Source organism: Brasilonema octagenarum UFV-OR1, assembly GCF_963888615.1.
GTDB lineage: Bacteria > Cyanobacteriota > Cyanobacteriia > Cyanobacteriales > Nostocaceae > Brasilonema > Brasilonema sennae.
The window spans coordinates 1-22,523 of sequence record NZ_CAWPKW010000194.1 but is presented as its reverse complement, the minus strand read 5'-3'; the positions used below and the strand labels follow the sequence as shown (position 1 = coordinate 22,523).

The 22,523-nt window shown below is 43.8% G+C and carries 17 protein-coding genes; 13 read left to right on the top strand and 4 right to left on the bottom strand.

Translation table 11 applies throughout. The features are described 5' to 3' along the window. Positions 1 to 120 precede the first annotated feature (120 nt). From AC5590_RS14045 to AC5590_RS14035, 3 genes are all read left to right on the top strand, one after another. On the top strand, positions 121 to 861 hold the full coding sequence (locus tag AC5590_RS14045; RefSeq protein ID WP_169264256.1) for an SDR family oxidoreductase: 741 nt from the start codon (positions 121 to 123) through the stop codon (positions 859 to 861). Between the two features lie 467 nt (positions 862 to 1,328). Then, positions 1,329 to 1,556, top strand: a complete 228-nt coding sequence (locus AC5590_RS14040) for a Nif11-like leader peptide family natural product precursor (RefSeq protein WP_169264255.1) — start codon at positions 1,329 to 1,331, stop codon at positions 1,554 to 1,556. Positions 1,557 to 1,973: 417 nt separating this feature from the next. Further along, positions 1,974 to 4,652, top strand: coding sequence for an MGH1-like glycoside hydrolase domain-containing protein (locus tag AC5590_RS14035; RefSeq protein ID WP_169264254.1), 2,679 nt, complete (start codon positions 1,974 to 1,976; stop codon positions 4,650 to 4,652). A gap of 99 nt (positions 4,653 to 4,751) precedes the next feature. Here the strand turns inward: AC5590_RS14035 and AC5590_RS14030 are convergent, their stop codons facing one another. Beyond that, positions 4,752 to 5,123 carry a hypothetical protein gene (locus tag AC5590_RS14030; protein ID WP_169264253.1) on the bottom strand — a complete coding sequence of 124 codons (372 nt, stop codon included), beginning with the start codon at positions 5,121 to 5,123 and terminating at the stop codon, positions 4,752 to 4,754. 142 nt (positions 5,124 to 5,265) lie between these two features. Beyond that, positions 5,266 to 5,799, bottom strand: coding sequence for a peptidoglycan-binding domain-containing protein (locus tag AC5590_RS14025; protein ID WP_498823389.1), 534 nt, complete (start codon positions 5,797 to 5,799; stop codon positions 5,266 to 5,268). Positions 5,800 to 6,376: 577 nt separating this feature from the next. Between AC5590_RS14025 and AC5590_RS14020 the strand changes: the two genes are divergently transcribed. Both AC5590_RS14020 and AC5590_RS14015 read left to right on the top strand, forming a co-directional pair. Next, on the top strand, positions 6,377 to 7,753 hold the full coding sequence (locus tag AC5590_RS14020; RefSeq protein WP_169264251.1) for an efflux RND transporter periplasmic adaptor subunit: 1,377 nt from the start codon (positions 6,377 to 6,379) through the stop codon (positions 7,751 to 7,753). Positions 7,754 to 7,895: 142 nt separating this feature from the next. Beyond that, the gene (locus tag AC5590_RS14015) at positions 7,896 to 11,126 is read left to right on the top strand and encodes an efflux RND transporter permease subunit (RefSeq protein WP_169264250.1); all 3,231 of its coding nucleotides are present in this window, start codon (positions 7,896 to 7,898) and stop codon (positions 11,124 to 11,126) included. A gap of 285 nt (positions 11,127 to 11,411) precedes the next feature. Here the strand turns inward: AC5590_RS14015 and AC5590_RS14010 are convergent, their stop codons facing one another. Further along, positions 11,412 to 11,573, bottom strand: coding sequence for a CopG family transcriptional regulator (locus tag AC5590_RS14010; RefSeq protein ID WP_169264249.1), 162 nt, complete (start codon positions 11,571 to 11,573; stop codon positions 11,412 to 11,414). 57 nt (positions 11,574 to 11,630) lie between these two features. On the opposite strand from AC5590_RS14010, the gene AC5590_RS14005 reads away from it, so the two are divergent. The 7 genes from AC5590_RS14005 (at position 11,631) to AC5590_RS13975 (ending at position 18,836) form a co-directional block, all read left to right on the top strand. Beyond that, entirely contained in the window at positions 11,631 to 12,812 is a 1,182-nt protein-coding gene (locus AC5590_RS14005) for an RNA-guided endonuclease InsQ/TnpB family protein (RefSeq protein ID WP_169264248.1), read from the top strand. 45 nt (positions 12,813 to 12,857) lie between these two features. Further along, entirely contained in the window at positions 12,858 to 13,526 is a 669-nt protein-coding gene (locus tag AC5590_RS14000; RefSeq protein WP_246163030.1) for an antibiotic biosynthesis monooxygenase family protein, read from the top strand. 159 nt (positions 13,527 to 13,685) lie between these two features. Next, on the top strand, positions 13,686 to 14,792 hold the full coding sequence (locus AC5590_RS13995) for an alkene reductase (RefSeq protein WP_348982698.1): 1,107 nt from the start codon (positions 13,686 to 13,688) through the stop codon (positions 14,790 to 14,792). Positions 14,793 to 14,966: 174 nt separating this feature from the next. After that, positions 14,967 to 15,620 (top strand): PEP-CTERM sorting domain-containing protein, encoded by a 654-nt coding sequence (locus AC5590_RS13990; protein ID WP_169264246.1) that lies wholly within the window; start codon positions 14,967 to 14,969, stop codon positions 15,618 to 15,620. A 254-nt stretch (positions 15,621 to 15,874) separates the two neighbouring features. Next, entirely contained in the window at positions 15,875 to 16,540 is a 666-nt protein-coding gene (locus AC5590_RS13985) for an SDR family NAD(P)-dependent oxidoreductase (protein ID WP_248277193.1), read from the top strand. A gap of 190 nt (positions 16,541 to 16,730) precedes the next feature. After that, positions 16,731 to 17,126 (top strand): VOC family protein, encoded by a 396-nt coding sequence (locus tag AC5590_RS13980; RefSeq protein ID WP_169264245.1) that lies wholly within the window; start codon positions 16,731 to 16,733, stop codon positions 17,124 to 17,126. Positions 17,127 to 17,171: 45 nt separating this feature from the next. Next, positions 17,172 to 18,836 (top strand): response regulator, encoded by a 1,665-nt coding sequence (locus tag AC5590_RS13975; protein ID WP_169264244.1) that lies wholly within the window; start codon positions 17,172 to 17,174, stop codon positions 18,834 to 18,836. 215 nt (positions 18,837 to 19,051) lie between these two features. On the opposite strand, the gene AC5590_RS13970 is transcribed toward AC5590_RS13975, so the two are convergent. After that, positions 19,052 to 21,400 (bottom strand): cytochrome-c peroxidase, encoded by a 2,349-nt coding sequence (locus AC5590_RS13970; protein WP_370460650.1) that lies wholly within the window; start codon positions 21,398 to 21,400, stop codon positions 19,052 to 19,054. A 290-nt stretch (positions 21,401 to 21,690) separates the two neighbouring features. On the opposite strand from AC5590_RS13970, the gene AC5590_RS13965 reads away from it, so the two are divergent. Continuing rightward, positions 21,691 to 22,311 carry a superoxide dismutase family protein gene (locus AC5590_RS13965; protein ID WP_246163479.1) on the top strand — a complete coding sequence of 207 codons (621 nt, stop codon included), beginning with the start codon at positions 21,691 to 21,693 and terminating at the stop codon, positions 22,309 to 22,311. The last annotated feature ends 212 nt before the right edge of the window (positions 22,312 to 22,523 follow it).

The window sequence follows — 22,523 nt, the reverse complement described above, 5'->3', positions numbered from 1 at the left end:
CATCAGTAGTAGCTCATCCTCTATAATTCTCTAGGGATATATAAGCTCCCAATCTTGCTCCTAGGTTTAACCTAGGAGCAAGATTAATGTTTAGTAAAAGTTAAGTAAAGGAAAGAATTTATGGCACCTGTTTCAGAAAAAGTTGCAATCGTTACAGGATCATCACGAGGAATTGGACGTGCGATCGCCCTAAAATTAGCTGGTAACGGTGCATCAGTTGTGGTTAATTATGCAGGAAATGCAAACAAAGCACAGGAAGTTGTTGCAGAAATTGAAAATCTTGGAGTAAAAGCAATTGCACTTAAAGCCGATGTGAGCAAAGTGACTGATATCCAGCGACTTTTTGAGCAGACAATTGAACATTTTGGCAAAATCGATATTTTAGTCAACAACGCTGGTATTGCCTTGTATAAGCTACTTGTTGATGTAACAGAAGAAGACTTCGACAAGATTTTTGCCATTAATGTCAAGGGCACTTATTTTGCTTGTCAACAAGCTGCACACCAGATGGCAGATGGTGGACGCATTATCAATTTTTCTTCATCAACAACTGCTATGATGCTACCCACTTATAGTGCGTATGTGGGAACCAAAGGTGCTGTTGAACAAATCACAAGAGTTGTGGCAAAAGAGTTGGGAGGACGAGGTATTACAGTTAATATTATCTCTCCTGGCCCAACTGATACAGAACTGTTCAGAGAAGGCAAAACAGAAGAACAAATAAACCGTTTCTCTCAAATGGCAGCTTTAGGACGACTCGGACAAGTGCAAGATATTGCCGATGTGGTGGCGTTTCTTGCTAGCGATGAAGCGCGGTGGATAACTGGGCAAAATATTCGTGTTAACGGCGGTGCAGCATAAGATAGCAGGCAAGAACAACATTAACAATTGTCTTGAGTAGCGCTTGTGAATCTGCCTGTGAGGGGAAGCTATGCGGCTTCAAAAGCCGCTAATCTATGAATGAGTCGTGGGATAAATGCTCAAAGGTTCCGGCGCAGGGGACTGTAGTCGTTGCCGTGATGCCAAGAACCGTTAACAATAACTTCAGTAAGGATTACGATAAACCGAAGACAAATCCGGCTGAAATTGGAACGGCGGCGTTACAGGCGGTACAGATCGCAAGTTGAGTTATGTATATCTCGGTAAGAAAACACAACATACAATTGCTTAACTGAACACGAACCGCAAGGCAAGAAAAAATCAAGTAGTTCAAATCCTACCTACTTTAGCGAAAAAATGATCGCGGCACTGGGACGATCTCACTGCCTCAAACCCTCCGGTTGAACATCCCAAACTCAAGAAACTGAATTTTAAGGAGATTGACAGTTATGTCTCAAGTAACTGATTTTTTAGCAGCTGCCAAAAAAGACGAAGCATTAAAAAAACAACTCAAAGCCGCAATGGATAATCACGGTTTTGTCAAAATTGCTCAAGACAAGGGTTATAACTTCACTGCCGAAGAATTGCAAACTGAACTCAATAGTATGTCTGAAGAAGAGGTGGCAGAAATCGTTAATCCCGGTATTGCCCCTCGTGAGCATCTTAAGCCGCAATAATGTTTAGTATGAATGGTGATTAAAACTATCAAAATCATGCAAATGCGTATAGTTGCAGCCAGACGGTAAATGCTAATTGGTAATTGGTGATGGAAACACAGGCTAGTCACCTATTACCTATGATCACTTACCCAGGCACGTTTGTTTTGCAGCTGCGTAAATCCTAACCCACTGAAAAATAACAAAAAATAGTATGGGCAAGTTAGAGGGGAAAATTGCCTTAAGTGCAATAGCTTAAACTCTCTAGCGTGGTCAAGAATGACTCGAACCGGCAGCCGCGAGTATGGAATCCTCGTTATAATAGCTACAGCGAGGGGTTGCAACAAATTGTACAAAAAAGGCGGAGCAACAATCAGGTCGAATGACGCGTAAGCGGCGCGTTTGTGAGACTTTTTGCGTGAGAAAGGAATTGAATTGATGCACCAGAACGATAGTCTTGATACCGAGTCCCAGCGCCTAACAGAAGAAGTGCAAAGAGAGAAAAACTGGAAGCGTTGGGGACCGTATCTTGCAGAAAGGCAATGGGGAACTGTACGCGAGGATTATTCAAAAGACGGTTCATCCTGGGATTATTTCACCCATGAGCAAGCACGCAGTCGCGCTTACCGGTGGGGTGAGGATGGACTTTTGGGGATGTGCGATCGCCAAGGACGTTTGTGTTTTGCCCTCGCCCTTTGGAATGGCGTTGATCCTATTTTAAAAGAACGCCTATTTGGGTTGAGTAATACTGAAGGAAATCACGGTGAGGATGTAAAAGAATCTTACTTCTACCTCGACTCAACACCAACCCATTCCTATATGAAAGCGCTCTACAAGTATCCTCAAAGTGAATTTCCCTACACGCGCTTAGTTGAAGAAAACCGCAATCGTAGCAAGGATTTAGGCGAGTTTGAACTTATTGATACTGGGATTTTTGAGGAAAACCGCTACTTTGATATTTTTGCTGAGTATTCCAAAGCCGCTCCCAATGACATTTTAATTAAAATTACTGTTGCCAATCGCAGTTCACAAACTGCAACACTACACCTTTTGCCGACAATTTGGTTCAAAAATACTTGGTCTTGGGGTCGTACAGGCGAAAGCTATTGGTCTAAACCGTGCATTGAATATAAAAAAGATGGTGAGCTTTTGCTTTCCCAAGAAACACTCGGTAAATTCCGGTTTGTCGTTGAACCTCTGCCAAATATTGATGCGCCAACTTTTCTGTTTACTGAAAATGAAACAAACGCAGCAAAGTTGTTTGGTGCAGAAAATCCTAGTCATTACGTGAAAGATGCATTTCACGATTACATTGTCAATGGACGTAAGGATGCTGTCAATCCGGAAATGGTAGGCACAAAAGCAGCACCTCACTACTGCTTGGAAGTACCAGCAGGGGAAGAGGTGACTGTGCGGTTGCGGTTATTTGCTGAACAAGAAGCCCCAGAACAACCCTTCGACCAGAATTTTGAGCAGATATTTCAGCAACGCATCCGCGAAACTCAAGAATTTTACGAAAAGCATATTTGCGCAGAACTTTGCGAACATGAGCAGCAAGTCGTGCGACAAGCATATGCTGGTTTGCTGTGGTCAAAGCAGTTTTATCATTATGGGGTGAAAGACTGGCTAGAAGGCGATCCTGCACAACCGCCACTAGAAAGAGATGGAGACGTTCCCAATTCTGACTGGATTCATCTGTACAACCGTGATATTATTTCCATGCCCGACAAATGGGAGTATCCCTGGTATGCTACTTGGGATTTGGGATTTCACCTTATTGCTTTTGCCAAAATTGATCCAGACTTTGCCAAGCAGCAGCTGATTCTGTTCCTTCGCGAGTGGTACATGCACCCAAATGGACAAATCCCAGCTTTCGAGTTTGACTTCTCTAGTACGAATCCGCCTGTTATTCCTTGGGCTTGTTGGCGCGTTTATAAAATGACTGCCGAGAAAGGACACAGGGATCGTGTTTTCCTTGCTCGTGTTTTCCAAAAACTTTTGCTCGATTTTACTTGGTGGGTGAATCGCAAAGACGTTACAGGGAAAAACATCTTTGCTGGCGGCTTTTTGGGTATGGATAACATTGGTGTGTTTGATCGTTCCCAACCCCTACCCACTGGTGGACATCTCCAGCAAGCAGACGGTACTGCTTGGATGGCATTTTACTGTGTGACTATGCTGGCTATGGCATTGGAACTTGCCGATGGCGATCCCGCCTACGAAGACATAGCATCAAAATTCTTTGAGCATTTCATTGCTATTTCCGATGCTATGAATAAAATTGGGGGAACTGGACTGTGGGATGAAGAAGACGGCTTTTATTATGATTGGCTGACGGTGGACGGTAAGTCTACTCCCTTAAAAGTGCGATCGCTCGTCGGAATCGTTGTATTATTTGCTGCAGAGGTTTTGAATTTTCAACTCATAGAGCATTTGCCGGGGTTTTTGAAACGGATGAAGTGGTTTTTGGCAAACCGCAAAGATGTGACTGAACATATCTCTTGCATGAAGAAAGCGAAAGCGACAAATCATCTTTTGCTGGCAATTCCCACACAAGAACGCCTACAACGGGTACTGCAATATTTGCTTGACGAGAACGAATTTCTCTCCCCCTACGGTATCCGTTCACTATCACGTTTTCACTTAGAAAACCCTTATGTATTTCCTGTTGATGATCAAGAGTATCGTGTCGAGTACGTCTCAGGTGAATCTAACAGTGGCTTTTTTGGTGGTAACTCCAACTGGCGCGGACCAATCTGGTTTCCCCTCAATTACCTACTAGTAGAAGCCCTAGAACGTTACTACCACTTCTGGGGTGATAGCTTCCTGGTAGAATGTCCTAGAGGTTCCGGACAGATGATGAACCTATCACAAGTAGCGCACGAAATACAAGAGCGCCTTACCCGGATATTCCTTCCTAATGAGCAGGGATATTGCCCTTGGCAAGGTAAAAATCAATACTTTGCTTCTGATCCTCACTGGCGCAATCTCATGCTCTTTCACGAGTATTTTTGTGGTGATACGGGTAATGGTTTGGGAGCTTGCCATCAAACCGGCTGGACAGCACTCATTACTAGATTACTAGAAGATTGTGGTAGAAAAAGAGCAAAAAGTTAATAGCTATAGCAACTCACTTCTAATCGTTGATTTTCCTCATAAGGTTGATCGTGTGTGACTTGATTGTGATTTTTAATAATTATCAATTTGCTTATACAATTACCGAATGATTTGCATCTTCGTAATTAGAGTTTCTATTCGGGATTTACCGCAAGGCTCAGCACTTTGGCAATCATTGACTGAAGCTTTACCATAAGATAGCTGCACTTTCTTGTTTAAAAAACGTTTTTCCTTTGCACAAATCTCAGGTGATGCACCGACACTGTTATACTGTTTTCCTTTTTCATCTACTAAGTTGACGTAACACATGAGGTCACCATTTGACATGCTTTTTACTGTGGCAACTGTGGGTTTTGGAACTGGCTTCTGGGCTTGTACTGCAGTGTGGCTGACCAGCAAGCCAATAGTAGAGGCTGCAAAGAGAGATACAGATAAGCTCATAGCTTGGAAATGTCTTTTTTTACCTTGCATTGTTTTGTACTCGTTTATTGTCTAAAACTGTGACTGCGGACTAAGTCGGTCAACATTTCTATCGTCAATGCGCTGCGGAGTCTCCAGATCCGCTGCTCCGGTTTGTTACACGGATTTTTGGGAAGCGACGTAAGACGCTAGTCTACGAACTTAAATCATTACTATGCACCACTACCCTTACTTGTTCAGCAAGTTTTTGACGAGTTACTAAATTAGCTTCTCCAGCAGGTGCTCCTACGTTGTACTTATGCTGAAACTGTTTAACTGCATCAGTCGTTTTTGGTCCATAAAATGGTTCATTAAAGGAAAAGTTTGTCTTGAGAACTGTATTTAAGTTTCCGTGCAGAATTCTCATCGCTTCAGCAAGTTTTTCTTGGGTTTTTGGACCATACACCCCATCGGCTGTAATTTTCATATATTTTTGAAAAGCTATCAGAGCTTTTTTCTCAACATCATTGCTTGGGTCTTCTGGGTCTACATATCCAAAACCATACAAGATATTCATCAATTCTTTATAATTATTTTTTGAATAATCAGGAATGCGATATCCTTGTGTAGTCTGACGTTCTGGTGCAGGAGTTCCTGTAATTGCCATTAATTTTTCACCTTGAAAAATGCATTGTCTGTCTACCTCTACAGCACATTCCTTTGATATTCCTGAAAAGAGATTTGACAAATTTTGCCACGTCGATCATCAGGGAGAAATCCAGGACAAGTGTTTGCACAGAAGATAAATTCGACCGCAATTTGTGAGCGATTCCCTCAGTCCGGTCAATCGGGTAACTAAAGGGTACTATTGTAATTGCAGAACGTTTGATCTTACGTATATTTGTATAGATCACACAGCTTGAAAGGCAGTGTCAGCGTAAATCATGACTGAAAAGTACTTAGTTTCAAAGAGAACACTCAGTGTCTTAAAAGGAGATATGTCAACAAGGCAAGGCAGTTTGCATGCAGGAGGGTGAATTTCTGCAACGAGCGTGGCTCTTTGGGACTTAGAATTATTTTGGTCAGTCATAGCAAGATTAAAACATTTTTCGCAAGAACTGAAAAGACAATATGGAAAACTTATGTGTAAGCTTATTTATAGCATTGTCCTTTGGATAGATTAAACAACTACACGAAAGAAGTACATTTAAATAAATTACTAAGTGGTTTCCGTAAGAGCCTGAAGTTAGCTAAGCAATTTTTATATCAAGGCTTTTACTGTGCTTGAACTGTATGATTATTTGTTTTTAGGTGCAGCGTAAGTCATGAAATCTCCTGAGCCTCAAACTCATTTTGAAGATAATCGTCAAGAAACAGAATTAGAAGAGCCACCCCGCAGACAGCGAAGGTGGCTTTGGTTATTGTTAGCCCTACTACTAGCAGGGGGAGGTTTTGCACTTTGGCGTTGGCTGGCTCCTCAAAACAAAGCACCCGCAACTGCTAACGCTCAACCGCCAGCAGCAAGAGTCAAGATATCTACAGTACAGGCTGGGATGATTGAGGATAGTGAAAGGTACCTTGCTACCGTAGAATCGCGCCGATCAGTGACTCTTCAGCCGAGAATTGAAGGTCAAGTGTCACAAGTCTTTGTCAAATACGGCGATTCAGTGATTGCAGGAACTCCGATTATCCAAGTAGATGCTAGACAGCAACAAGCAGCTGTCGGTAGTGTCAACGCTGCTGCTGAGGTATCTCAGTCACAAGTGGAAAATGCTCGTGCTACCCTCAGATCCTTAGAAGCTGAACGGTTATCTAAACTAGCTGATTTGAAGTTGAATCAGCAAGACTACGAAAGATACACTAGTTTGGCGTCTCAAGGAGCAGTGTCTCGACAGATAAGTGATCAGTATGCCAACAAACTGGCAACTTCCCGTGCTGCTGTCGGTCAAATCGAAGCCCAGATGAGAGCACAGCAAGCTACCATTAGCCAAGCTGAAAAATCTTTAAAGGAAGCACAAGCTAATATTAGACAACAACAAGTCCAACTTCAGTACTACAAAATTACTGCTCCCTTTGCTGGCACAGTTGGAAATATACCCGTAAAAGTTGGTGATTTTGTCAATACTTCTACACAATTAGTTACTATTACTCAAAACCAATCTTTAGAATTGAATATTTCCGTGCCTGTTGAGCGAGGAACTCAACTACGTAAAGGAACACCAGTAGAAGTGATGGATGCACAAGGCAAAAGTATAGGAATGAGCCGTGTATTTTTTGTCGCTCCAAAGGCTACTGACAATAGTCAATCTTTACTTGTTAAAGTGCTATATGACAATTCTCAAAATCAATTACGTACCGATCAGATTGCTTACGCAAGAGTGATCTGGAGTCAGCGCCCAGGGGTCTTGATCCCAGCAACAGCAGTGACTAATTTGGCAGGAGAAACTTTTGTTTATGTAACAGTTTCAGCACCATCAAAACCTCCTCAAGGAGAAAAACCTAAAGGAAATCAACAAGGAGAAAAACCTCAGGGAAATCAACAAGCAGCATTTCAACTACTAGCTCGGCAAAAACGGGTGAAATTAGGCAACATTACAGGTAACAACTACCAAGTTCTTCAAGGATTAGAACCAGGAGACAGAATCATTGTCTCAGGGCTGCTCAATCTTAGAGATGGCGTTCCCGTTATTCCTGAGTCTTAGGAATGGAAACAAGGGGACAAATCAATTCAAAATTCAAAATTCAAAATTCAAAATTCAAAATTCAAAATTCAAAATTCAAAATCTTGAATTTCTGCCCACTCCCCTACTGCCTGTTGTGCAATTTACTATTCCCCCATGACTTATGTTTGTTGACTTTTTCATCAAGCGACCAGTCTTTACCAGTGTCTGCGCTATTCTTATTTTGCTAGTTGGAGCAGTTAGCATCCCAACACTACCCACGGCACAGTATCCAGAAATCAGCCCAGTGCAAGTTACCGTTTCTGCAAACTACGTCGGTGCTAGTGCTGAAGTCGTAGAAAATACGGTTACGACTGTCTTAGAGCGGCAAATCAACGGGGTCGAGGGCTTGAAGTATATGACTTCGAGTAGCAGTAATAATGGTGCCAGTACGATTACGGTCACATTTGACGCGTCCCGTAATAAGGATATTGCAGCAGTCGATGTGCAAAATCGGGTATCGCTGGCTGAACCGCAGTTGCCAGAACCGGTACAGCGAACTGGGGTTACTGTTAGTAAACAGTCCTCTAATATCCTGTTGGCAATAGGTTTATACAGTCAGAAAAATGAGTTTAACAACGTATTTTTAAGCAACTACGCTGACCTTTACATAGTAGATGCTCTCAAAAGAATTAGCGGTGTGAGTGAAGCGCGGATTTTTGGTGAACGCCGTTACGCTATGCGTCTGTGGCTCGATCCCAACCGCCTTGCCAGTCGCAACCTCACCGCTCAAGATGTGATTAATGCTCTCAATGAACAAAACATACAGGTAGGTGCTGGGCAAATTGGTCAACAGCCGGCTCCAAAAGACCAAACGTATCAAATAGACTTGCAAGCGCTCAGCAGACTCAAGGAACCGTCTGAATTTGAGGACATGATTCTCAAAGCAGATCAAAATGGCACGCTGATCAAGCTCAAAGATGTCGGTCGAGCAGAACTGGGAGCAGAAAACTATAACTCATTCCTACGGTTTAGAGCCAAAGAGGGTGTGGGTATCGGTATCTTTCCGACTCCAGGAAGTAATGCTTTGGATGTTGCTAAGGCAGTAAAAACCGAAATCGCGCGACTTGCTCAAGACTTTCCCCCAGGACTGGATTACCAGATCGCGTTTGATACGACTTTATTTGTGGAAGCATCCCTTTCCGAAGTATTCAAAACGCTGTTTGAGTCAATTGTCCTTGTAGTTATAGTCATTTTTCTCTTCTTACAGAACTGGCGCACCACTCTGATTCCCGTCATTGTCATTCCCCTAACATTAATTGGCACCTTTGCCTTTGTTAAGGTTTTTGGGTTTTCAATCAACACGTTGACCATGTTTGGTTTAACTTTAGCCACAGGACTAGTTGTTGATGATGCGATTATCGTAGTTGAGGACATCACTCGCCTGATGGAAGATGAGGAAATGTCACCAGAGCAAGCAGCCTCTGCAGCAATGAGTGAACTTTTTGGGGCAGTCATCGCCACTTCCTTGGTGCTAATGGCAGTTTTTGTTCCCGTTGCTTTCTTTCCAGGCTCTACAGGGCAAATTTATCGCCAATTCGCTTTAACAATCGCATTTTCTGTTGCAATTTCAACTTTTCTAGCCCTTACTCTGACTCCTTCCCTTTCAGCTTTGTTACTGCGTCCAGGGCAAAAACCGGGTGGTGTGCTGGGTTGGGTATTTACAAAGTTTAATAACTTAATTAATTGGACGCGCAGAAAATATGAGCGAACTCTCTACGGCTTAACTCGTTTTACAGCAATCATAGTGTTGCTGTTTATTTTGTCTTTAGGGGTAACCGCCTGGCTTTACACCCGCGTGCCTCAGGCTTTTCTTCCCGATGAAGACCAAGGCTATTTCATCACCATTATTCAAGGTCCTGAGGGTGTTTCGCTCAATTACACCAGTAAAGTCATGAGTCAGGTAGAAGCAGAAATTCTTAAACTACCTGAGGTTGTAGGGACTTTCGCTATTGGTGGCTTTGGTTTTAGTGGTAGCACTGCGAACAGTGGTGCAATTTTTACAACACTCAAACCTTGGGACGAGCGCCATGAGGCTAGCCAATCAGCACAGGGAATCATCAAAAATTTGGCAGCCAAGTTCTCAACGATTACAGAAGCAAGAATTTTGCCAGTTAATCCGCCAGCAATTCAAGGTTTAGGCAGTTTTGGTGGTTTCCAATTTGAGCTACAAGATAGAAAAGGCAATAGTGGCTTAAATACCATGCTGCAAGTTATGGGTCAGTTACTCCAACGGGGCAATCAAACACCAGGATTGCAAGCTGTATTTAGCACTTTTTCCGCAAATACCCCTCAGCTTTTAATTGAAGTAGACCGCAACAAAGCTAAGGCGCTGCAAGTCAACATCTCAGATATCTTTAATACCCTACAGAGTTACTTGGGTTCGCGCTACGTCAACGATTTTAATTATCTCCAAAGAACCTACCGAGTGTATGTCCAAGCAGATACTCAGTTTCGCTCAAATCCTGCGGATATTGGTTCATTGTATGTCCGTTCTAGCAACACTCAAAGTTCTACCAATAATCAAAGTTCTACCAATAGTCAAAGTTCTGCCAACAATCAAATGATTCCTTTGAGTAATCTGGTAAAAGTGACTGCAAATACCGGGGCGCAAACAATTAATCACTATAACTTGTTCCGCTCAATTGAAATCAATGGTGCAGCCGCTCCTGGTTATAGCTCAGGGCAATCAATTCAAGCGATGCAGCAAGTGGCAAAGGAGGTTTTACCAGCAGGCTTTGGTTATGAATGGTCCGGAGTTGCTGCGGAAGAACAACAGTCCGGCGGTCAAGCCCCTCTGATTTTCGCCTTAGGACTTGTGTTTGTATTCCTAGTGCTGGCGGCTCAGTATGAAAATTATGTTGACCCTTTGATTATTATGCTCACAGTCCCTCTGGCTATCTTGGGAGCACTGTCGGCACAGTCGTTGCGGGGTCTAGCCAATGATGTTTATTGTCAGATCGGTTTAGTGATGCTGATTGGTTTGGCAAGTAAGAACGCAATTTTGATTGTAGAGTTTGCCAATCAACTACGCGAGCAGGGGCTTTCGATTACCAAAGCAGCCATTCAAGCTTCACAAGAACGCTTACGACCAATTCTCATGACTTCCTTTGCTTTTATTCTGGGTATTGGACCATTAGTTTTTCCAGAAGGAGCTGGGGCAGCTAGTCGAAAATCCCTTGGTACTGCTGTTGTTGGTGGGATGCTTGTCTCGACTTTGTTAAGTCTGTTTGTTGTGCCAATTCTGTATATAGTAATTGGAAAAATTCGCGATCGCCTAACACGACGACGCCACAAACATCCACAGCTACAGCCCGTAGAGGATGGCAGAGTTCCAACTGAAACTCATCGGTAAATTGACTGAGTAGGTGGGGCATCCCCCACCTACTCTTTTTTGTGTCAATCATTAAACATTGTGTGCCAATCATTCACAAAACAGGTAACGACTGTGCCATACAATATGTCTGTTTTGCGTAACTTTTGTCACTGACGACCTAGAAAATGGCTAGTACCAGTGGTGCATAACAGAAGGTACGATGCTTCCAGATTTCGATTTTCCGTGATTCCAAATAATTGTCATTCACCAACACATCAGGGAGATCGTCCTAAACGTTGAATCACTGTAAAGCTCTGAACATATCTAAACATTGCTGTTCATTTTCTTTATTTTCTTTTTCAAGGACTGAATGTATTCTCGCAACACATCACTTTTATTCAAATCAACTAGCTGACAATATAGCTCTAGTGTTTTTAATTCGTCTGCTGTAATCCGAATCTCTAACCTTTCCGTTTGTTTAGCCATTGACATGCCGTGCAATTATACGTACAATAATCGTATAAAACAAAAATATAATCTGCAATGTACGCCATCAAAGTAGAGCTAAAACTAAATAATAAAGAGCAAACTTTGATGCGTAAACATTCTGGTTATGCACGTTTTGTTTATAACTACGGCTTGGCACTGACACAGGGTTTGCACTCTGCTGGAGTAAAAGGAAGTATCACTAAACAGATAAACGAAATAAAGAAAGTATTCACCAACTACACCAAAAAGCAACCAGAAAATCAATGGATGAACGAGCTATCGTCCAAGGTTTATCAACGAGCTTTTATGGATTTAGGACAGGCTTACCAAAGATGGGCTAAAGGGTTATCTGGTAAACCTGTCTTGAAATCGAAGAAGAATGGAGATTCGTTTACTGTTTACGACAGCAATGGCAAGGTTTTAATCTTGTTTGGCAAAAAGATAAAGATTCCGACTTTAGGGACTTTTCGTCTCAAAGAAGCGAACCCGTGTTCGTACTGCACGCAAACTTTTACTATCAGTCGCCAAGCTGATAAATGGTACGTATCTTTTGCAGTAGATGCTGATAGAATACCGCCAACTTATCACCCACAAGAAGCGGTAGGAATTGATTTAGGCGTGAAATGTTTTTGCACCCTCAGTGATGGTTTCCAAATTGAAGCCCCCAAGCCTTATAAAAGAGCGAAAACCAAGCTAGCCAAGGCACAGTGGCGAAATCGAAATAAGCAATCTGGCAACCGTCGCCAAGGAATAAAACAGTCGAATAGAGCAAAGAAGTTTTATAACTCTATTGCCAAGAAACACGCTCGAATCGCCAATCAACGCCAAGATTTTCTGCATAAGACGACAACAGATATAAGCTGTAAGTTTTACCGGATTCGGATAGAAGACCTAAACGTTTCAGGAATGCTGGCTAATAGAAAACTTTCGTCAGCAATTTCTGATTTAGGATTTTACGAATTCCGTCGTCAACTAATCTACAAGTCTGAATTTTTCGGAACCAAGGTAGAGTTAGTTGACAGGTGGTATCCATCGTCAAAACTATGCTCAATCTGCGGGAACAAGCACGATAATCTGAAACTTTCTGACCGAGTTTATCAGTGTCAAGATAGATCGTGCTTGGCTCACACAATAACGATGGATAGGGATTTGAATGCGGCTTATAACTTGTTGAACGCACCATTGGATTTTGTACGGTTGGCTCAACCGGAAGTGACGCTCGTAGACAAGAAGTAGCCGACTACCTTGGCTGAAGCGAGAAATAAACCGCATTGTTCAGCAATGTATAAGTTTTATGGAGCAGATAACGGGATGCCCACCATTGCCAAAAACAACGATGTCATTACGGTGATCATTATCTTCGCCGTAGAAGCGGAACGTCAGCAGGAACTCATTGATACTATCATCGAATTTCTTGAAACAACGGTAAAGCACCAGTCCGGTTTTGTTTCATCTAGCATCCACAAAAGTATTGATGGCGTGCGAGTCATGAATTATGCTCAGTGGAAAACGCTGGAAGATTACCAAGCGTTTATCAATAATTCCGAAGTGCAAGCCAAAGCAGCTAAACTTTCCCAGTTCCAGATTCATGAGTCACACATCTACGAGGTGGTTGTCTCTAAACCAGATGACGCTACACTCAATATTGCCAAAGGCGGTTTGATTCACCTCGCAGAATTCCGAGTCAAGCCAGAAAATCAGATGCGCTTAGTGGAATTGGAGAAGGAATATGTAGGAGTAAGTTTGCAAAATCCAGGACTCCTTTCTGCCAACTTCCACCGTTCGCTTGATGGCGTGCATAATGTGAATTACGGACAGTGGCGCAGTTTAGCAGATTTTGAAGAGCTGCTCAAAGATCCAAAGTACAAGCCCTTGAGTGAGTATTGGCAAGGTCTAGCTGAGAACAAGTTTCATCTTTACGAAGTCGTCTACACTCAGCCTACCGATTAATTGGCTTTGTTTGCTTTCCTCGTTCCTTGGCTCAGCCAAGGAATGAAATCTTGGAGGCTCAGCCTCTATTGTTAACAGCCAACGCAGCAGCCCACAGTTGTGCGTTCCCAGGCGCTTTGTCTGGGAACGAGGTCAACAAGAATAATGGAGATAATCCCTGTGACTTCCAATATAAATCTTTTCACTCCTGTTCAACTTGGTCGCTATACCCTACCAAACCGGATGGTGATGTCACCAATGACTCGTTTGCGAGCCATTGACAACATTCCCAACTCATTGATGGCGACTTACTACACGCAACGGGCAACAGCAGGGCTAATTGTTACTGAATGCACAATGGTTTCTCCTTTGAGTTTAGGCTACATGAATTGTCCGTGTATATACTCAGCGCAACAAGTTGATGGATGGCGGCAAGTGACAGATGCCGTACATGAGAAGGGGGGAAGAATTTTCTTGCAATTATGGCACTGTGGCAGGGTTTCTCATCCTTCTTTATTGGGTGGACAATTACCCGTTGCACCTTCTGCTCTTGCGGCTTCAGGGCAACTGCACACCCCAGTCGGAAAAGTAGCAATGGAAACACCCCGTGCTCTAGAAACCCATGAAATTCCTGAAATTGTCGAGCAGTTTCGTAAAGGTGCAGAAAATGCCCTGACTGCGGGATTCGATGGCGTGGAATTACATGGGGCTTTTGGTTACCTAATTGACCAGTTTCTCCAAGATTACACAAACAAACGCACAGATAAATACGGTGGTTCGATAGAAAATCGAGCACGATTTCTGCTGGAAGTCGTGGAAGCAGTTGCTAGTGTGTGGGGTGCAAATCGTGTTGGGATCAAACTTTCCCCTAGCAACACATTCTACGGGATGGGCGACTCGAATCCGCAAGAAACTTTTGGTTATGCAATAAATGCTCTCAATCGCTTTGGATTGGCATATCTCCATCTAATGGAACCGAATGAGGGTGATTTGGCAACCCGTGATGTAATGAACCCAGTAACACCCTACTTCCGTAAAATTTACAAAGGAACTTTAATTGCCAATGGCGGTTACGACCATGCCAAGGGAGATAGTATACTTGCTAATGGTGATGCAGATTTGGTTTCTTTTGGCAAGTTGTTTATCGCTAATCCTGACTTACCAAAACGCTTTGAACTGGATGCTTCTTTAAACGAGCCTGATGTAAAAACATTTTACGCACCAGACGAAAAAGGATACACTGATTACCCATTCTTAGAACTACAACCTGGTGGTCTTTTGCAGTAGTTTTGAAAACCACTGTTCCGAAATTGAGTCTGCGATACGTTAGAGGCGTATCGCCTGATGCACTGCTGCTATCTACTAAGCAACAGTAAAAAATGCTTCCCCCATAACGTGAAGTTTCATAGAGAGCATTCCCTGCAAAAATAATAGTATTTCCTCAGAATAGGACTTGAGCAAATGATACTTCGCTCACATACTGTATGGCTTGTTCCAATAGCTGCTTTACTTAGTGTTGCAGCCAGTGCTGTACGAGTAGTTGCCCAAACTACATATTCTTTTGATGCTGTTTATGATACAGAGGTGATTCTTACACCCATCACGCCGGAAGTTTCACAAGCATCTGTCTCAGGCTTTAATCCTAGTGCCCCTTATGGTTTGACTAACTTTACAAGCATTAACTACAGTCGATTTGATTCCCAAACTGGTGTTTTCACTTTTGTTCCAAACGCTGCAAACTTTGGTTTAGAAGACTTAGCAGTAGGAGTTGATAGGTTTTTTGGCAGCGGCGATGATCAATTGTTTGGCAGCAGTAACGCTACAGCTGCAATTAACAACGCAAACGGTACATTAGATGGTTCTGGCACCATAACTATCACTGGCGGTTCGCGTAGATTCGCTGGTGCTACTGGTGTACTGAATTTTTCTGAGACTGAACCACTTGATCAAGATCCAACTGCTCCCCTAAGAGGTCGAGCAATTTTAAGTGGCTTTTTCCAAGTACCTCAAAAAATTCCAGAACCGGGAACCAACTTAGCCCTAGTTGGTGTGGGAGTGACTGGAGCCGGTTTCCTGCTGCGTCAACGCCGCCTTCGTTCTGCAAAGGAATCATAACGTCTTGTCGGGCATGGTAGTTTGTTCATCCATGCCCACAATTCAATTCATAGTGAATTTAATATAAAAAAAGAAATTTTATGCAGGTGTGGCGTTTGCAATTCTTACCCTTGTTGTGTTTAGATACTGCACTTGCTTGTAATTAAGGAGATAAGATGAGTCAATCAAAGGTTGCAGTTGTTTTAGGTGTCGGTCCGGGACTGGGAGCCGCAGTTGCTCATCGGTTTGCACGAGAAGGCTTTGCTGTAGGATGAATGGCAAGAAACTCACAACAGCTGACTCAAATTCAGTCAGAAATTGAACAGTCTGGCGGGAAAGCATTGTCTGTTACGGTTGATGGAACTGACCCTGCATCAGTAAAAGCCGCTTTTGAGCAGGTGTCCTCGCAACTAGGTGCACCTGAAGTCTTTGTCTACAATGCTGGAGCATTTCAGAAGGCTGGTATCCTGGAACTGACACCAGAGCAGTTTGAGTTTTCATGGAAAGTAAATTGTTTTGGAGCTTTTTTAGCAGTACAACAGGTCCTTCCAGCGATGGTTGAGCGAGGTCGCGGTACTATTCTGTTAACGGGAGCAACAGCTGCTGTGAAAGGTTCAGCCAAATTTGCAGCTTTGGCGGTGGGTAAATTTGGGCTACGAGCATTGGCGCAGTCGTTGGCACGGGAGTTTAGTCCTCAAGGAATTCACGTAGCTCATATCATTATTGATGGCATGATTAATACTCAAAGAGTGCGAGCAATGGTATCGGAGGCTGAAGAACATACATTACTGGCACCTGAGGCGTTCGCGCAGCATCTCCGTTCGCGTAGCGTGCCCGCAGGGCTTAGGAGATTCGCCCAAACCTATTGGCAATTGTATCAACAAGATCCAACAGCATGGACTTTGGAACTTGATTTGCGACCTGCTGTAGAAAAATTCTGATTTTCAACTAATTCCACAAGGATTCCCCATCCGCTGGATACAACACATTCACAGGGCACACTGTTGTTCCCCAACAAAAACCTGTGTTTCACCCAATTGATAACCATCATATTGCAGTTGTCATCAATAATTAATAAAGGAATAGAACCGCAAAAATACAAAGGCGGCAAAGAAAAGAGGTACAAAGTTTATGAAAGTTAGCAAATCATACACAAGATTGCTTGTAAAAGATTGGAAGGCTTGTTTCTTGTTTTACAAAGATGTCATCGAATTTGATATTGCTGTAAAAGATGAAGAAGCCGGATATGCTGAGTTTAAAGCCGGAGAGATGAGACTTGCCGTATCAAAGCGGCAAGAAATGGCACAAATGATTCACAATGCAGAAAAGCCTGCTCATGCAGAATGTCAAGACACTGTAGTATTAGTTTTTACAGTGCATAATCTAGAGGAGGAATATCAACGGCTCACACACAAAGGGGTGCAATTTAGTGTAACGCCGATGAATAATCCCTACTACGGAATGAAAACAGCTTATCTTCGAGATCCAGATGGAACCTTAATTGGTTTATACGAGTATCTTGTGTGATATATAAAAAAGCAACTATCTAAAAATGGAGGTCACCAAAGCGCTATGGCTAAACCTGTCATCATAACGGTAGACGATGATCCAGAAGTTTTGCAAGCCGTGGCGCGGGACCTACGGCAGGAATATGGCGATCGCTTCCGAATTATCCGCGCTGACTCTGGTGCCAGTGCCTTGGAAGCCTTGGAACAACTCAAACTTCGCAATCAGCCAGTGTCGCTGTTCCTTGTCGATCAACGGATGCCCCAGATGTCCGGCGTGGAGTTTTTGGAACAAGCCATGTCAATGTTCCCCGATGCAAAACGTGCCTTACTCACCGCCTACGCAGATACTGATGCCGCAATCCGTGCCATCAACAACACAAAAATAGATTACTACTTAATGAAGCCGTGGGATCCACCAGAAGAACGCTTGTATCCAGTGCTGGACGATTTACTTGATGACTGGCAAGCAGGTTTCCACCCACCGTTTGAAGGGATTCGCGTCATCGGTAACCGTTGGTCTCCCTATTCTCATCAAGTTAAAGATTTCCTCGCACGAAATCAAGTGCCTTATCAGTGGTTGGATATCGAATTATCTGAAGAGGCACAAAAACTAGCAGAGTACTCTGAGTGTGACAAATTACACTTACCTATCGTGCTGTTTGGGGATGGTTCCCATGTCATGCAGCCAACCAACCTGCAAGTTGCAGAGAAAATTGGACTACGAACCCAAGCAGAAAAACCGTTTTATGACTTGATTATCGTTGGTGGCGGTCCTGCTGGTTTAGCAGCTGCGGTCTATGCCGCATCAGAAGGACTACGCACGGTGATGATTGAACGTGAAGCCCCAGGAGGACAAGCCGGAACAAGCTCACGTATTGAAAATTACCTTGGTTTTCCTACAGGCTTGAGTGGAGGTGATTTGGCACGGCGTGGTGTCACCCAAGCAAAACGGTTTGGAGTCGAAATTCTCACACCACAAGAAGTTAAGGGTATCCGCGTAGAAAATCAGTATCGATTTGTGCAACTAGAAGACGGTAGTGAAATCAGTTGCCACGCCCTGATGTTAGCGCTAGGCGTGTCGTGGCGGCGGCTGGATATCCCTGGGCTTGATCGTTTGACAGGTGCAGGGGTGTATTACGGTGCTGCACAGGCCGAAGCAATGAGTTGCCAAGATGAAGACGTTTACATTGTGGGTGGCGCAAACTCAGCCGGACAAGCAGCAATGTACTTTTCTCGCTACGCCAAGCATGTGACGATGTTAATACGTGGCGACTCCTTAACTAAGAGTATGTCCCAGTATCTGATTGACCAAATTGCACAAACACTTAATATTACAGTCAAGACACATACTAGTGTCAGAGAAGCAAAAGGAGAAACAAGTTTAGAATCCATTACTATTCACAATTCTTTAACCGGTGAAACGCAAACCGTTCCTGCAACATCACTGTTTATTTTTATTGGTGCAGTTCCCCGTACGGAATGGCTAGATGGTGTGATTGAACGAGACCAACACGGCTACATCATCACAGGTCCAGATTTGCAAAAAGATGGACAACGCATCAAAGGATGGACGCTAGAACGCGATCCCTTTTTGCTAGAAACGAACATACCTGGTGTTTTCGCAGTGGGTGATGTGCGTCATGGTTCAGTCAAGCGAGTTGCTTCTGGTGTTGGTGAGGGTTCAATCTGCGTTCAGTTTGTTCATCGATACCTCAGCAATGTGTTGTGATAGTAATATGTCCGCAGCGAGCGGAACGAAGTGTAGCGTGGCAAACTGGGGTATTGGGGGATTTAGTGTACAGCCTACAGAGCATAACCCCAGAAGATTTGTGATGAACAAACCTCAAACGTTGTCCTAGAGCGTTGATATTCTAAACAATTATTGCCAGATAAAAAAAAGCCTGGAACACCAGGCTTTTTTCAATTAGGAACTACGTGACTTTCTCAAAAGGTTGCCAAGAAGTTCCGCAAAGGATTGCCACCGTTACGACCGACAGCTGGGATTTCCAAAAGAGAATCCGTAGCTTGCGTGGTACCGTCATTGGTTTTGACCTTGGGGTCGATGGTCACAGAGTATTGGTTTCCTGGATGTCCGTTAGGGACAAACAGTTGCGGGTGGTCGAAGGGCGCTTTTTGCTTGCGGACTCGCTCATCAGTCAGCCCTTTCAAAAAGGCAACCAGTTGCTGTTTTTCTTCTGGTTTCAGGTTCAGCACTGGCAGACCGCCAAAGTCCCCGCCCCGGCTGTAAAAATCAACTACTTGCTCCAGGGTCGCTTGACCTCCATTGTGGAAGTAGGGGGCAGTGAGTTCCACATTGCGGAGTCCGGGTGCTTTAAAGGCTCCGTCTGCAATCACCGTTTCACTAGGACTTAGCGGTGGATTAAGCGTAGGGGGATCTTCGCCGAGGAGCTGCTTAAATTTACCCTGCTGAGCTAGCCGTACCTCGGAGAGCGGATTGCCCAGGGGATTTCCTGAGTCGTCTTTATCACTCCTATCAAGAGCACCCAAACCGGGGTCTTCGTTGTTAGGTCTGACACCAATCCTAAAGAAGCCAGTGTCTTCAGCGGGGTTACCAGGTATGGGCGCACGTCCGATTCGTTTCCTTTGAGCTACATTACTTACTGAAGCGGCGGTCAATTCCGATCCAGCGTGGCAGCCAATGCACAGACCCTTGTTCTGGAAAACAGTCCACCCCTGCTGTTGCTGGGAAGTCAGGGCGCTAGTGTTCCCCGTTAAGAACTGGTCAAACGGTGTATCAGCAGACACTAAAGTTGATTCGTACGCCTGAACTGCCAGCCCAAAGAACAGCGAGAAGTTATATTCCATCTGCGTATATTCGATAGTGCTCAAGCGGTTCTTCGGCTTATTGATGAAAGTGCGATCGCCAGTTTTTGGATCAACTCGGATGACCACATTTGATTGCCACCACTCCGGTTTGAAGGCGTCCCGGATCAACGCCTCGTAGGACTTTCTCAGACCTGGTTTGGGCGAATAACGCGACGATCTGCTTAAAGAACCTAAAACGCTGTCATCATAAGCCACAATCTGCTTTGCAAGGGGATCTAGGGCAAGTAGTTTCTTGCCGAGTTTTCTACCAAACCTTTTCAAAGGCGTTGGACTTGATGTCGAAGGTTGTTGCCTTGAGGAATCAGCGGTGTTGGTAGTGCTTTGGCTGTTTTGCGATGCTTGCGAATTAGGGTTATTCTCAACAGTCCGACCTTGTGCGTCAGTCACCGTAACTGTGTCCTCGTTTGTATCGGACTGCGCAACCCGAAACGGCGCGATGACAGTGGTGTTTTCAAATGCCGTCTCGAAGGAATTAAGCGGTGGTCCCACCGCCTGTGAAGCTAGAGACGAATTATTGAGACTGACTCGTACATCTTCCAGCCGCCTCGGACTGGTTGCTTTCAAAACAAAAGCATTCGAGTCTCTCAACCCCAAAGGATTCACCCCGTTGAAGGTGTTTTGAGCCAGTCCATCCCAGAAGTTACGAAAGTTGAACACGGCGTTAATCACCGACGGTGTATTGCGCGGCGTTACCCGACGTACGTTCGTGCCATTGACATTGAAGACATCATCCTTTTTAGGAGTCACCTTGTCCTTATCACTGCCAGGAACAATGTCAACGAATTCTGACCGAAAAACCCCTTGAGAGCCAGTGATGTCATTACTGTCGGACACAACGGTCGATGATATGTTATTTGGATCTGACAGCTTATGGAATGGGTAATCTCCTGCCGTTAACTGGTAGTTTGGACTGCCTCCCGTATTGAAAGTTATATCTATTTGATCTGGGTTAATCCGACCTGGGTTGATCTGGTTTTTGGATCTGCTGTCTGCCCCAGCATGAAAGTGACAACTGGCACAGGACTGGATGCCATCGCTGCCAAGCTGCATATCCCAGAAAAGAGATTTTCCTAGGGCGATCGCCGTTACCTTGTCCTTGATAAAATCGCCAAGATTATCTGGTTCCGGAACCTTTATCTGACTCAGCGGAGGCGGTGCAGTTACCTGTGCCGATACAGTATGTCCGGCTAGGATTGCAGCCATCACCAGTGCAGCAATTGTCGTGCCCTTTTTTATTTTTATGCTCCTAAAAAATTTGGATGCCAGTTGGATCAGTCCACTTAGCATCCCTGCGACAAAGCTGACAATAGTTTTTGTTAGGAAAAAGAGCCTTGATAGCAGATGCATCAAGGGAGGAGCAGAACTCTTTTCCGTTTCTGTGCGTGCTTGAGTTGTATTTGTAAGTTTATCTAACTCAGGCAAACGACTATTTTTACCATTATTCATGGCTCATTTCTTTTTAAATATTTCCGGTTTTGTTGGCAAAAAGTTGTATTAGCTTATGCTAATTTTTTTGCCAAAATGTGCTTGTTTGCAACTAGTATAATTTGGGATAGTTAATGAAAAATAAAGCTACATTAAATTTTACATGAAGCTAATTTGACTTAATACTTTTTTGACAGTATATATCTTGTATATTTTGTTCCTTTTTTCTTTATAAAATACTATCTATTCAACTCGGATACCCGCCGAGTGTAGAATCTAAATCAAGTTATCTACTATTAACGTAGGAGGTCATAGTGATTAAGTTTTCACCACAAAAATCTCTGTTTATTTTCGCAGTCTCTGTTTGCTTGATGCTGATTTACACACTTACATTAGGGCAACCCAGCATAGCGCAGAGTCCTATAGGAGGACGAGTTGAGCTTACAGGTACAGACATTAGTGGCACCCTAATCTTGAAGCAGCGAAATAATGGATTAGTACGGATTCAGGGTTATATTCAAGGCAATCCAGCAACCCTAACTCCCGGTTTGCACGGACTCCACATTCATGCTGCAGGGGTGTGCGAACCAAATGCCCAACCTGCTTTTAGCACCACAGGTGGACACTTTGATCCTGGTCCGTTTGGTTCGGAACTTCCAGTAGAAGCAAACCATCCATATCACTTAGGTGACTTGCCAAACCTAGTGGTGGATGAGCAGGGACAGGCAACATACAATGTGCTCACTAGTCGAGTCACCCTTAGTGAAAGTCCGGTGACTTTATTTGACGAAAATGGTAGTGCAATCATTATTCACTTATTACCGGATCAGCAAAAAGCGGGCGGAACAGCAGCAGAAGCTGGTGGTGGACGCTTAGCCTGTGGAATCGTAACTCATGATTCTGGACAAGAGCAATCAAACGATCAAATTTGATTACCCTTGCTGATGTGGAGTAACAAATTATTTGTCGTTATGAACGTTTTTAGTGTCACTTAAGATAATGCTTATATAGTCACGCTCTATCAGGGATTCGCCAAATAGATAACATTGTTTTCTGGTTTTCTTACCTTTTAGGTATAGTCGTTGCCACGTAGATTAGGACATGAACTAATGAGAAAATACGGACATCACGAGATTTTCAACCC

Coding starts and splice junctions, on each gene's coding strand:
- AC5590_RS14045 (WP_169264256.1), top strand. CDS start 121: ATGGCACCTGTTTCAGAAAAAGTTGCAATCGTTACAGGATCATCACGA.
- AC5590_RS14005 (WP_169264248.1), top strand. CDS start 11,631: ATGTACGCCATCAAAGTAGAGCTAAAACTAAATAATAAAGAGCAAACT.
- AC5590_RS14020 (WP_169264251.1), top strand. CDS start 6,377: ATGAAATCTCCTGAGCCTCAAACTCATTTTGAAGATAATCGTCAAGAA.
- AC5590_RS14010 (WP_169264249.1), bottom strand. CDS start 11,573: ATGGCTAAACAAACGGAAAGGTTAGAGATTCGGATTACAGCAGACGAA.
- AC5590_RS14035 (WP_169264254.1), top strand. CDS start 1,974: ATGCACCAGAACGATAGTCTTGATACCGAGTCCCAGCGCCTAACAGAA.
- AC5590_RS13970 (WP_370460650.1), bottom strand. CDS start 21,400: ATGAATAATGGTAAAAATAGTCGTTTGCCTGAGTTAGATAAACTTACA.
- AC5590_RS14015 (WP_169264250.1), top strand. CDS start 7,896: ATGTTTGTTGACTTTTTCATCAAGCGACCAGTCTTTACCAGTGTCTGC.
- AC5590_RS14040 (WP_169264255.1), top strand. CDS start 1,329: ATGTCTCAAGTAACTGATTTTTTAGCAGCTGCCAAAAAAGACGAAGCA.
- AC5590_RS13980 (WP_169264245.1), top strand. CDS start 16,731: ATGAAAGTTAGCAAATCATACACAAGATTGCTTGTAAAAGATTGGAAG.
- AC5590_RS14000 (WP_246163030.1), top strand. CDS start 12,858: ATGTATAAGTTTTATGGAGCAGATAACGGGATGCCCACCATTGCCAAA.
- AC5590_RS13975 (WP_169264244.1), top strand. CDS start 17,172: ATGGCTAAACCTGTCATCATAACGGTAGACGATGATCCAGAAGTTTTG.
- AC5590_RS14030 (WP_169264253.1), bottom strand. CDS start 5,123: ATGCAAGGTAAAAAAAGACATTTCCAAGCTATGAGCTTATCTGTATCT.
- AC5590_RS13990 (WP_169264246.1), top strand. CDS start 14,967: ATGATACTTCGCTCACATACTGTATGGCTTGTTCCAATAGCTGCTTTA.
- AC5590_RS13985 (WP_248277193.1), top strand. CDS start 15,875: ATGGCAAGAAACTCACAACAGCTGACTCAAATTCAGTCAGAAATTGAA.